This window comes from Chloroflexota bacterium, assembly GCA_016875535.1.
Taxonomy (GTDB): domain Bacteria; phylum Chloroflexota; class Dehalococcoidia; order SHYB01; family SHYB01; genus VGPF01.
Genome location: VGPF01000026.1, coordinates 23,044 through 35,913, shown reverse-complemented (window position 1 = coordinate 35,913; position 12,870 = coordinate 23,044). Strand labels below are relative to the sequence as shown.

Here is a 12,870-nt window from a genome sequence, read left to right as displayed (position 1 = left end):
GTCGTCTCCCTGGAAGAGCACGCCATTGACCTCATCACCAGCCGCGATAACCTGCGCCTCACCCTCATAGACCCGGACGGCTCCCAAAGGACCCACCGCTACTCCCTCAGGCTCTACACCGCCAGAAAGCGCCTGCGCATGCTCGCCGATTGCGGTCTCCAGGTGGAAGCCGTCTACGGCAGCTTCGATGGCATCCCCCTCACCCTCCGCGCTCCGCGCCTCATCATCGTCGCAAGAAAGCCCCTGTAGCCTATCCGAACTGCAAGCATGTCAGCGCTCCCCCGAATCAGAAAGCGTCCCACCCTTAGGGTTCTCAATGTTCTCCTCAGGCCGCCTCGCCCAAGCGATAAGACAGACTGGCTTGCCTGCGGCCGGAACCCCGAGCTTGTTCGTCTGTACGGCAACAACCCAGACGACCTCCCGCCGTTCAAGCAGGAGGTTAACCGATGGTATGCTGCCACCAGAAGAGACTCCCTCTCATGGATGATCGAGGCGGACAGCCGGTGCATCGGCCACGTCAGGCTGCACAGCCTGGATGCTCCGAACCGACGGGCCCGGTTGGCCATCGGCATCTTCAACCCCAACTACTGGGGTCGTGGCTTCGGAACGGAGGCCGTCCGATTGGTGCTCCAACACGCCTTCAAAGGCTTGAACCTCCACCGCGTTGACCTTAGAACCCTCTCGTACAACCTCCGCGCCATCAAGTCCTTCGAGAAATGCGGCTTCGTCCGCGAAGGCGTTGAACGGGAGTCGGCCCTTGTCTCAGGCAGATGGGAGAGCGACCTTCTCATGAGCATTCTGGAGCATGAGTACCGTCGTGTCCGCACAAAGCATGCCGAAGAACTCTACCGAACCTCTGAAGTGAGCCTTGAAAGGGCTGCGGAGCTAGCCGGTCTTTCCGTCAGAGCGATGATGGAGCACCTCAGGCGACGGAAGATACCAAGCCGGTACGACCGCACGAGCCTCCAAGAGGACCTCGCCTCCATTAAGGCGCGTGCCCGGAAAAAGTAATCCGCCTCTGCCTAGCCGCGCAAGCATTCCCCCTCCTTGCTCCTTCACCCATCCTAGACACTACTTGACATTACTCGCATACTTGATTGTAGAGGGGTGAGTTCGCTCTCCCCTCGGCCTGCGAAAAGGCGCGGACGGTCCACGGGCCGCCGGGACAAACACCCTGAACGCGTCAGGGATAAAACCTGGCGGGCCGTTACTGCCGGTCTCGATGCGGGCCGCGGAAAAGTGAATAGCCGGTGCGCATGGCGGAGGTCCGGTGAGATCTGCATAAGTCTCTACGAACCGCTCCATCTGCACATCTCCAGGGCAACGGCCCGTGGACGACGCCTCTTCTCCCCTCGAAAGGAAAAGATGTGCGGGCCGTGTAATCGGCCACCCGTCGTAGGCCCACACGCGGGCTGTCGCGGCTGACACCTGTCGCCGGCGCATCCGTGGGCCGTCCAGCCTCCGGGCTGGCGCGCGGCGCGCTTAGAGAAGCGTGCCGCAGACACCCGAACGGACCGTCCGCGCACCTGGCAGCCCCACAGGGAATCTCCCTCCCAGAACCCCGCTCCCTGCTCCCTGAACCCGCCTTTCAGCAAGCATCCTCGCCGATATGCTTGCTCATCTTGGCAAGCATTGACAGATGCATGCTCGGCTAGGTATGATGTGTAGGTTGTCCGGCGAGAGCACCCCCATGACCACTGAGAAGAACCCCCACGCCCAGTACCTGGCCGGCCTTGGCGCCTCCAAGGGCGGCAAGGCGCGCGCCGATGCCCTCTCGCCGGAGGAGCGCAAAGAGATCGCCCGGAAGGCCGCAGAGGCCCGATGGGGCAAAGGAGAAGCCATGCCCGCAGCTGGCAAGTCCAACGGCCGCAAGGCCGGAGGCAAGATCAACGTCGCCATCATCGGCCTGGGGAACTGCGCCTCGTCCCTGGTCCAGGGCGTCCAGTACTACCATGAGGCGGCGGAGAACGAAGATATCCCCGGCCTGATGCACCCGGTCCTCGGCGGCTACCACATCTCGGATATCAACTTCGTCGCCGCCTTCGATGTGGACAAGAACAAGGTCGGCAAGGACATCGCCGAGGCCATCTACGCCAAGCCCAACAACACCATCAAGTTCTCCGATGTGCCCAAGACCGGCGTCAAGGTCCTCCGCGGCATGACACACGATGGCATCGGCAAATACCTGGAGGACGTGGTCCAGAAGGCCCCCGGGACAACGGTGGACGTGGCCGAAGTCCTCCGAGAGACCAAGGCGGACGTCGTCATCAACTACCTGCCGGTAGGCTCCGAGGTCGCCACCAAGTGGTATATGGAGCAGGCCCTGGCGGCGAAGGCGGCCGTCATCAACTGCATCCCCGTCTTCATCGCCTCCGACCACGGCCACTGGGCCGAGCGCTTCAAGAAGGCGGGCGTCCCCATCATCGGCGACGACATCAAGTCCCAGGTGGGTGCCACCATCACGCACCGGGTGCTGACGCGCCTCTTTCGCGATCGCGCCGTCCACCTGGACCGCACCTATCAGCTCAACTTCGGCGGCAACACCGATTTCCTGAACATGCTGGAGCGGGAGCGCCTGAAGTCCAAGAAGATCTCCAAGACGCAATCGGTGAACTCCCAGCTGGAAGTGCCTCTGGCCGCCGAGAACATCCACATCGGCCCCAGCGACCATATCCCCTGGCTCCAGGACCGCAAGTGGTGCTATATCCGCATGGAGGGCCGCGGCTTCGGCAACGTGCCGCTGAACCTGGAGCTGAAGCTGGAAGTGTGGGACAGCCCCAACTCGGCGGGCGTGGTGATAGACGCGATCCGCTGCGCCAAACTGGCCCTGGACCGGGGCGTCGGCGGGCCGCTGGAGGCGCCCTCCTCCTACTTCATGAAGTCGCCGCCCAGGCAGTTCGCGGACAGCGTGGCGCGCCTGAACCTGGAGGACTACATCGCCGGGAAGATCGGCGCGAGCGTGCCGGAGAAGAAAAAGTAGCGGCGAAGGCATCCGACAGAGACGGTTTCTTCAGGGCCACCGCATGCGGTGGCCCTGAATTTTTTCAGACACATATCCAGGTAGGGCGCGGCTCAGCCAAGCCCGAAGGCTCAAGGGCGAATGCCACCCACAAAGAGCAATCCAGTGCCACCCACCCCGGTGCGGCCTGAGGCCGACCCCCTACCAGGAGAATCGGCTGTTGCCTAGGGTAACGTCATTCCAGGTAGGGGCGCGGCTCAGCCAAGCCCGAAGGCTCAAGGGCGAATGCCACCCGCAAAGAGCAATCCAGGCCACCCACCCCGGTGCGGCCTGAGGCCAGCACACCAGGAGAAAAGGCACGCACAAAGGGCCTATGACGCGCCGATGCGGGAGCGGAGGTAGGCCGTCATGAAGCCGTCCAGGTCGCCGTCCAGGACGGCTTCGGCGTTGGAGGTCTCGTAGTCGGTCCGGTGGTCCTTCACCTGCTTATAGGGGTGGAGGACGTAGCTGCGGATGCGGTTGCCGAACTCAGCGGGAACGTACTCTCCCTTGATCTGGGCCTGCTCCTCGGCGCGCTTGGCGAGCTCCAGCTGCATGAGGCGGGACATGAGGATGGTCATGGCCGCCTCCTTGTTCTGGCGCTGGGAGCGCTCGTTCTGAACGCTGACGGTGGTGCCCGTCGGGATATGGACGATGCGCACCGCCGTGGCGACCTTCTGGACGTTCTGCCCGCCCTTGCCGCCTGAGTGGAAGATATCTATGCGGAGGTCGTTGGGGTTCACCTTCACGTCCACATCGCCCTCCGCCTCCGGCATCACCTCCACCAGGGCGAAGGAGGTATGCCGCGCGTGGTCGGCATCGAAAGGGGAGAGACGCACCAGGCGGTGGGTCCCCTTTTCCGATTTCAGGTAGCCGTAGGCGTACTTGCCCTTGACTTCGATCTGGGCGCTCTTGATGCCGGCCTCTTCACCGGCGTTGAGGTCCAGGATGGTGGTCTGGAAGCCGCGGCGCTCTGCCCAGCGGAGGATCATGCGCATCAGCATCTCAGCCCAGTCCTGGGACTCGGTGCCGCCTGCGCCCGCGTGGAAGGAGACGATGGCGCTGCGGTTATCGAAGGGCCCCTGGAAGGCGACTTCGACCTCCAGCTTGTTGAGGGCATCAGCGAAGCGGGCGACCTCCTGCTCCAGGTTAACCTGGAAGGACTTATCGCCCTCGGCAAGCTCCAGCATCTCATCGAAGGAGGCGGAGTCCTTCTCCACCTTGCGCCAGGTGGAGACCGTCTCCCGGAGGTCGGCGAGGCGGCGCATCTGGAGGCGCGCCTGCTCAGGGGAGGACCAGAAATCGGGGGCCGCGGAGCGACTTTCTAGCTCCTGGAGCTCTTTCTCTTTGGCGGCCAGGTCAAAGCCGCACCACGTGGCCGTGGATGCGTTCGCGAAGCTGGCGTATCTGCTCTTTCAGTTCGTTCATAGGGGAAAGAAAGGGCGGCCCCGGAGGTCCGGGGCCGCCCGTGCCTTCTGCGATTATTCGCCGGGATCGAAGATGCGGTCCTTCTTCTCCTCGGCAGGGTCAAAGACCCGCCCATCCGCCTCGTCCGTCAGGTCGTCGTCATCATCCTCGTCGTCATCAATGTCGTCCAGGTCGTCGTCGCCTGCGCCGGCGGCCTCTTCAGCCAGCTTGCCCAGGCTCATATCCAGGCCTTCGCCGATGGGCTGGAGGTTGCCTTCCAGCATGGAGAGGGCGGGGCTGGGCTTGGCCAGCTCGGCCTGGACTTCCTGGGAACGTGCCGGGATGAGGCGGCCGATGATAACGTTCTCCTTGGGGCCAAGGAGGTGGTCAACCGCGCCGCTGACGGCGGCCTCGGTTAGGATGCGGGTGGTCTCTTGGAAGGAGGCGGCGGCCAGGAAGCTCTCCGTGTTGAGGGAGGCCTTGGTGACGCCCAGAAGGACGGGCTGGGCCGTGGCAGGCTCGCCGCCTTCGGAGACGATCTTGGCGTTGACCTCCTCGAAGGCGAAGCGGTCCAGGAGCTGGCCGGGCAGAAGCTCCGTATCGCCGGGGGTGTCCACGCGGACCTTGCGCAGCATCTGGCGGACGATGATCTCGATGTGCTTGTCGTTGATCGTCACGCCCTGGGCGCGGTAGACCTTCTGCACCTCTTCCACCATGTACTCCTGGACCTGGTCGCGGCCCAGGATGCGGAGGATGTCTTGCGGGTTGACGGGGCCTTCCGTGATGCGGTCGCCGGCGCGGACATTCTGGCCGGGTTTCACGATGAGACGGGCGGCGGCGGGCAGGGCGTAGTGGCGCTCGTCGTTCTCCTCATAGGAGATGGAGACCTTCTTGCCCTTGACCGAGGCCTTGCCTGCGATGCGCGCGGTGATCTGGTCGTCCGATTTCTTGCCCTTATCGGCAAGGACGGTGCCGACCTCCACCATGGTGCCGTCCGTGACGGCGGCCTTGAAGCCTGCGGGGATATCGTACTCGTCCGTGTAGGTCTCCGTGTGGACGATGGAGATGCGGCGGCCCTCATCGGACTCCTGGACCTCCACGCGCCCGTCAATCTCGGCCACGATGGCCTGACCCTTGGGGGAGCGGGCCTCGAAGAGCTCTTCCACGCGGGGGAGACCGCTGGTGATGTCCACGCCGGCCACGCCGCCGGTGTGGAAGGTGCGCATGGTGAGCTGGGTGCCGGGCTCGCCGATGCTCTGGGCGGCGATGATGCCGACGGCCTCGCCCTCTTGCACCAGGCGGCCTCGGGCAAGGCTGCGGCCGTAGCAGTGCTGGCAGACGCCGCGCTTGGCGCCGCAGGTGAGGGGCGAGCGGACGTAGACGCGGGCATGCTCCACGCCGACGACGTTATTGGCTTCCTCTTCAGACATGTTCTTCTTGTCCACCAGGTACTTGACGGAGTCGACCCAGCTGGCGGCGATGCCCAGTTCCGCTTCCGGAACCCTGGCGGCCTTGAGCTGCTTGGCGCGATACTCCTTGAGGGCCGCGCCGAGGGTCTTGGCAACGGCCTCCGTGATCTCTTGGTTGCGCTCCACCATCACTTCGCCCGTCACGGGATTGGCGATGGCAGAGGCGGCCATGCGGCCGACGATGCGATCTTCGAACTTGCCCATGAGGGGCTTATCCGGGCGGTCCGTGATCCAGACGCCCTCCATGGTGCTGCAATCGCCGGCGAGGACGATGACGTCTTGGGCGACGTCAATCAAGCGGCGGGTGAGGTAGCCGGAATCGGCGGTGCGGAGAGCCGTATCGGCCAACCCCTTGCGCGCGCCGTGGGTGGAGATGAAGTATTCGAGGACGGAGAGGCCCTCGCGGAAGCTGGCCTTGATGGGCAGCTCGATGATGCGGCCTCGGGGGTCGGTCATGAGGCCGCGCATGCCGGCCATCTGCTTCACCTGGGCGATGTTGCCCTTGGCGCCGGAGGTGGCCATCATGTAGATGGAGCCGTAGGTGGGCATGCGCTCCTTGATGATCTTCTCCATGTCCTCGGAGGCGCGGGTCCAGATCTTCACGGCTTCGCGGTAGCGCTCTTCCTGGGTGATCAGGCCGCGCTGGAACTGCTTGTCCAGGGCCAGGATTTCCTTATCCGCATCGTCCAGGATCTTCTTTTTCACATCGGGAACGATGATGTCGTTGATGGCGATGGTGGCGCCGGACTGGGTGGCGAAGCGGAAGCCGAGCTTCTTGACGGCATCCAGCATGGCAGCGGTGCTGGCATTGCCCAGGGCCTGGTAGCAGAGGCCCACGGTCTCCTTGAGCTCGCGCTTGTCCATGACCTTGTTGAGGTAGGGCAGGTTAGCTTCCGCCGGGATGGTCTGGTTGAAGATGACGCGGCCGACGCTGGTCTTGAGGTAGCCTTCGATGCCCTGGAGGCCCCGGACCTGAATCTCCGCCTGGAGGTCAATATCCCCCAGGTCGTACATGAGGCGGGCATCGGCCGGGGCGGCGAACTTGCGCCCTTCGCCCTTGGCGCCCTTGCGGACGGTGGTGAGGTAGAAGCAGCCCAGGACCATGTCCAGCGTGGGGGCCACCACGGGCTCGCCGGAGCTGGGGGAGAGCATGTTGTTGGTGCTCATCATCAGCTTCTTAGCCTCCATGACGGCGGCGCGGGAGAGCGGGACGTGAACGGCCATCTGGTCGCCATCGAAGTCGGCGTTGAAGGCGGCGCAGACCAGGGGATGGATCTGGATGGCGCTGCCTTCCACCAGGACGGGCTGGAAGGCCTGGATGCCCAGGCGGTGCAGGGTGGGAGCGCGGTTCAGGAGCACCGGGCGGTTCTTGATGACGTCTTCCAGGACGTCCCAGACCTCCGGCCGGACGCGCTCCACCATGCGCTTGGCGCTCTTGATATTGTGGGCCAGGCCGAGGGCCACCAGGCGGTGCATCACCAGGGGCTTGAAGAGCTCCAGGGCCATCTTCTTGGGAAGGCCGCACTGGTTGAGGGCGAGATCGGGGCCGACGACGATGACGGAGCGGCCGCTGTAATCCACGCGCTTGCCCAGGAGGTTCTGGCGGAAGCGGCCCTGCTTGCCGCGGAGCATATCGGAGAGGGACTTGAGGCGGTGGTTGTGGCTGCCTTCGATGGCGCGGCCGCGGCGGCCGTTGTCTATGAGGGCGTCCACGGCCTCTTGGAGCATGCGCTTCTCATTGCGGATGATGATCTCCGGCGCGCCGAGCTCCAGCAGGCGGCGGAGGCGGTTGTTGCGGTTGATGGTGCGGCGGTAGAGGTCGTTCAGGTCGCTGGTGGCGAAGCGTCCGCCGTCCAGCTGCACCATGGGGCGCAGATCGGGCGGGAGGACGGGGAGGACGCGGAGGACCATCCAGGCGGGGTCGTTGCCGCTCTTGCGGAAGGACTCCACCACGCGGAGCATCTTGGTGGCCTTCTTGCGGCGCTGGCCTGAGGTGGAGTGGATCTCTCCGCCCAGGGACTCCTTGAGCTTCTCCAGGTCGAGCCCGGTGAGGAGATCCAAGACGGCCTCTGCGCCCATGGCGGCCTTGAAGAAGTCGCCGTACTTATCGCGAAGCTCGCGGAAGCGGTTCTCCGGGAGGAGCATGCGGGGGCGGATCTCTTCCACCTCGCCCAGGGCGGCTTGACGCTCGTCTTCCGCCAGGCGGCGCTTCTCATCCAGCTCGCGGCGCATCTTGTTGGACTCGCGGGTGGCGCTGTCCTTGTGGGCCTCGATGAGCGCCTCCACATCCTCCGTCCGCTCTTCCTTGATGCCCGCGTACTCCTTGCGGAGCTCGGCGAGCTTGGCCTCTTTGCGGTTGGCCAGGACTTCCAGGTTATCGGCGTCCACTTTGGAGGACTTGCCGGCGATCATCTTGCCGTAGAACTCGATGGCCGCCTCGGGCTTTTCGCCCATGGTGGCTTGGAGCTCTTTCTTCACTTCGCCGGCCGTCTTCTCCATCTCCTTCTCGGCGGCCTTCAACTCGGCGTCCACTTCCTTCTCGATGGCCTTGCGCTTCTCTTCCAGCTCGGCCAGGGTCTTCTGGTTGGCCTTAGCCGTCTCTGCGATCTTGTCCTGGACGTCCTTGCCGGTGTCCTGGTTCTTGCCCTTCAGCTCTTCTTCCAGACCCTCCAGGATCTTCTTGCGCTTCTCTTCGTCCACAGCCGTGACCACATATTGGGCGAAGTAGAGGACGCGCTCAAGGCTCCTGGGCGAAAGGTCCAGGAGGAGGCCGATCCGGGTAGGCGTGCCTTTGGCGAACCAGATATGGCTCACGGGGGCGGCCAGCTCGATGTGGCCCATGCGCTCGCGCCGGACCTTGGAACGGGCCACTTCCACGCCGCAACGGTCGCAGATGATGCCCTTATAGCGAACGCGCTTGTACTTGCCGCAGTAGCATTCGAAGTCCTTGGTGGGACCGAAGATGCGCTCGCAGAAGAGCCCGTCTTTCTCGGGCTTCAGCGTGCGGTAGTTGATGGTCTCAGGCTTGGTGACCTCGCCGTAGGACCAGTTCCGGATCTGCTCCGGGGAGGCCAGGGAGATGCGAATCGCATTGAAGTCGTTCGTTTCCGGCATGGCTCATGTCCCCTTTCGCTATTCCTCGTCCTCGTCGTCCTCTTCATCGCCTTCAACGGCAGCCTTGGCCTTCTTGGCCTTGGACTTGGTGGTTTCCTCTTCGCCCTCGCCCCCCTCGGTCTCGGCGGCATCGCCTTCGGCGGCGGTGAGGTTCTCAACGGGAGCCTCGACGGTCTCTTCATCGGCGACGTCGGAGGTCAGCTCGTCCAGAAGGCTGATGCGCTCCTGTTCCTCGTTCAGCAGCTCCACGGCCAGCCCGAGGCTCTGCAGCTCCTTGAGAAGGACGTGGAAGGACTCGGGCACGCCCGGCTGGGAGATGTCCTCGCCTTTGACGATGGCCTCATAGGTCTTGACGCGGCCGACGACATCGTCCGACTTGACGGTGAGCATCTCCTGGAGGTTGTAGGCGGCGCTATAGGCCTCCAGGGCCCAGACCTCCATCTCGCCGAAGCGCTGGCCGCCGAACTGGGCCTTGCCGCCCAGCGGCTGCTGGGTGATAAGGGAGTAGGGGCCGGTGGAGCGGGCGTGGATCTTGTCTTCCACCAAGTGGATGAGCTTCATCATGTAGATGTTGCCGACGGTGACGGGCTGATCGAAGGGCTGGCCCGTCTTGCCATCGTAGAGCTGGACCTTGCCGAAGATGGGAGGCGCAAGGCGGCGCTCCGCGTGGACCTTGCGGATCTCCGAATAGAGTTGGGCATCGCTCATGTTCTTGGCGCTGACGCCCGCGACCTCTTCCAGCCAGATCTTGTTGCAGGAGCGGGTGGCAAAGCCGGGGGAGCCTTCGCCGAAGACCTTTTCGCCGTCAACGCCGCGCTCTTTGAGCCACTTTTTGGCCTGGGCGTAGTCAATGCCGGGGCCGTTCAGGGCGCCGCTCTGGGCCAGGATCCAGGCGCGGCCCAGGCTGTCTTCGATCATGGCGTCTTCCGCGCCGTCAAAGACGGGGGTGCTGACGGTGAGATGCATGGTCTTGGCGGCCATGCCCAGGTGCGTCTCCAGCACCTGGCCCAGGTTCATGCGGGAGGGCACGCCGATGGGGTTGAGGACAACGTCAACGGGCGTGCCGTCCGGAAGGAAGGGCATGTCCTCCGTGGGGAGGATGCGGGAGATGACGCCCTTGTTGCCGTGGCGGCCGGCCATCTTATCGCCCTCGGAGATCTTGCGGGTCTGGGCGATCCAGACGCGGACCAGGCGATTGACGCCGGGGGAGAGCTCGTCATGATTCTCCTGGGAGAACTCCTTGACATCAATGACTTTGCCGCGCTCGCCGTGGGGGACGCGGAGGGAGGTGTCCTTCACCTCGCGTGCCTTCTCGCCGAAGATGGCGCGGAGGAGCTTCTCTTCCGCCGTCAGCTCGGTTTCGCCCTTGGGGGTGATTTTGCCGACGAGGATATCGCCGGGGCCGACCTGGGCGCCGATACGAATGATGCCCTTTTCGTCCAGGTCGCGGAGGCTCTCTTCGCCGACGTTGGGGATATCGCGGGTGATTTCCTCCGGGCCGAGCTTGGTGTCCCGGGACTCCACCTCGTACTTTTCGATGTGGATGGAGGTGAAGAGGTCTTCCTTCGTCATGCGCTCGCTGAGGACGATGGCGTCTTCGAAGTTCAGGCCCTCGAAGCTCATGAAGGCGCAGAGGACGTTCTGGCCCAGGGCCAGCTCGCCCTTGTCCGTGGAGGAGCTATCGGCCAGGGGCTGGCCCTTCTTGACCACTTCGCCCAGGCGGACGATGGGGCGCTGGTTCATGCAGGTGCCCTGGTTGCTGCGGACGAACTTCATGAGGCGGTATTTCTCTTCGGCTCCCTGGGCGTCCCGGACGACGATCTCCTGGGAGCTGACCGTCACGACGACGCCATCGCCCCTGGAAAGGACGACCTGGCCGCTATCGCGGGCGACGCGGGCCTCCATGCCGGTGCCGACCACCGGCGCCGTGGGGCGCAGGAGAGGCACGGCCTGGCGCTGCATGTTGGCGCCCATCAAGGCGCGGTTCGCGTCGTCATGCTCCAGAAAGGGGATGAGGGAGGTGGAGACGCTCACGATCTGCTTGGGTGAGACGTCCATGAAGTCAATGTTTTCCGGACTCTCCAGGGTGAAATCGCGGCCGCGGCGGACCTCGATCTTCTCATCCAGGAGCTGGTACTTCTCGTCCAGGGCGGCGTTGGCCTGGGCGATGGTGAAACCCTCCTCCTTATCGGCGGAGAGGTATTCGAAGCCGGGAGAGGCGTAGGGCTTAACCTTGACGCTCTTGAGCTTGAGCTTGGCGATCTTCTCCGCCTTCTCCTCCGTGATGACCTCGCCGGAGCGGACGATGGGCTTGCCATCGGCCCCTTCGACGGTCTCGCGGGCGGTGCGGCCGGTGAGCTCATCCGCCTTGGCCGGGGCCCCCTTGAAGATACGGCGGTAGGGCGTCTCGATGAAGCCGTAGTCGTTCACGATGGCGTAGGTGGCCAGGGAGCCCAGGAGGCCGATGTTGGGGCCTTCCGGCGTCTCGATGGGGCAGATGCGGCCGTAGTGGGAGTGGTGGACGTCGCGGACGTCGAAGCCGGCGCGCTCGCGGGAGAGGCCGCCGGGGCCGAGGGCGGAGAGGCGGCGCTTGTGGGTCAGCTCGGCCAGGGGGTTGGTCTGGTCCATGAACTGGGAGAGCTGGGAGCCGCCGAAGAACTCTTTGATAACCGCCACGATGGGGCGGATGTTGATAAGGGCCTGGGGCGTGGCCTGGGTGGGATCAATGAGCGTCATGCGCTCCTTGACCACGCGCTCCATGCGGAGGAGGCCGATGCGGGTCTGGTTCTGGGTCAGCTCGCCCACGGCCCGGATGCGGCGGTTGCCCAGGTGGTCAATATCGTCGCCGCGGTCCTGGCCGTTGTTGATGGCGATCATCTTCTTGATGATGAGCACCAGGTCGTCATTGGAGAGGACGCGGGTCTCCTTGGTGGGCTGGCTCTTCTTGCCCTTGTCCAGGCCCAGGCGCTGATTGACCTTGTAGCGGCCGACGCTGCCGAGATCGTAGCGGCGGTAGTTGAAGAAGAGGGTGTTGAGGAGATTCCTAGCGTTGTCCAGGCTGGGCGGCTCGCCGGGGCGGAGCTTGCGGTAGAGGTCTATGAGCGCCTCATCCTGGTTGCGGACGCCGGGCTCTTTTTCCAGGGTGGTCTTGATATAGGGGTGCTCCGAGTCCTTATCCACGTCCTTGAAGAGCTCCAGGAGCTTCTCATCGGTGCCGTAGCCAAGGGAGCGCAAGAAGGTGGTGACGGGAATCTTGCGCTTGCGGTCCACCTTGACGGAGATGATGCTCTTGTTGCTCGTCTCGAACTCGAGCCAGGCGCCGCGGTTGGGGATGAGCTTGGCGGAGCAGAGGCGGCGGCCCGTGGCGGGGTCCTCTTCCAGCATGAAGTAGACGCCGGGCGAGCGCACCAGCTGGCTGACCACGACGCGCTCGGCGCCGTTGATGATGAAGGTGCCCTGCTCCGTCATGATGGGCAGATCGCCCATGAAGACCCAGTTCTGGGTCACTTCACCTTTGCCTTCGCCGGCCTTCTTCTCCAGCTCAACATAGGCGTAGAGCGGGGCCGCGAAGGTCTTATCGCGCTCCTTGCACTCGTCAATGGTGTACTTCGGCTCCCGGAACTCGTGCTTCAGGAAGCGAAGGGCGTAGCGGCCACCGGTGAAGTCTTCGATGGGGGAGACCTCATCGAAGAGCTCCGTGATGCCCTCCTTCAGAAGCCACTCGTAGGAGCGGACCTGAAGGCGGATGAGGTTCGGGACTTCCAAGACCTCTGGGATCTTGGCGTACGAACGCCGCGCAAGGGACGGGTCTCCATGGGACGGACTGACCGTCATGGTCATGGCAATACGCTCCTTAGGAAACTACGACTGCTTGAGAAAGCA

General features: G+C 64.1%; 5 protein-coding genes. 2 read left to right on the top strand and 3 right to left on the bottom strand.

What is annotated here, in order from left to right; all coding sequences use genetic code 11:
* The first annotated feature begins 267 nt into the window (after positions 1 to 267).
* Together FJ039_08310 and FJ039_08305 are read left to right on the top strand one after the other, a co-directional pair.
* Positions 268 to 1,011, top strand: coding sequence for a GNAT family N-acetyltransferase (locus FJ039_08310; GenBank protein MBM4406167.1), 744 nt, complete (start codon positions 268 to 270; stop codon positions 1,009 to 1,011).
* Between the two features lie 829 nt (positions 1,012 to 1,840).
* Positions 1,841 to 2,980, top strand: a complete 1,140-nt coding sequence (locus FJ039_08305) for an inositol-3-phosphate synthase (protein ID MBM4406166.1) — start codon at positions 1,841 to 1,843, stop codon at positions 2,978 to 2,980.
* A 350-nt stretch (positions 2,981 to 3,330) separates the two neighbouring features.
* Here the strand turns inward: FJ039_08305 and FJ039_08300 are convergent.
* From FJ039_08300 to FJ039_08290, 3 genes are all read right to left on the bottom strand, one after another.
* A protein-coding gene (locus FJ039_08300) for a peptide chain release factor 2 (GenBank protein ID MBM4406165.1) occupies positions 3,331 to 4,417 on the bottom strand; the annotation gives its coding sequence in 2 pieces (ribosomal slippage) (positions 3,331 to 4,377 and positions 4,379 to 4,417; 1,086 coding nt in all).
* Positions 4,418 to 4,479: 62 nt separating this feature from the next.
* Complete coding sequence (rpoC, locus tag FJ039_08295; GenBank protein ID MBM4406164.1) at positions 4,480 to 8,988, bottom strand: DNA-directed RNA polymerase subunit beta'; 4,509 nt, start codon at positions 8,986 to 8,988, stop codon at positions 4,480 to 4,482.
* A gap of 18 nt (positions 8,989 to 9,006) precedes the next feature.
* Positions 9,007 to 12,822, bottom strand: a complete 3,816-nt coding sequence (locus FJ039_08290; GenBank protein ID MBM4406163.1) for a DNA-directed RNA polymerase subunit beta — start codon at positions 12,820 to 12,822, stop codon at positions 9,007 to 9,009.
* Positions 12,823 to 12,870 lie beyond the last annotated feature (48 nt).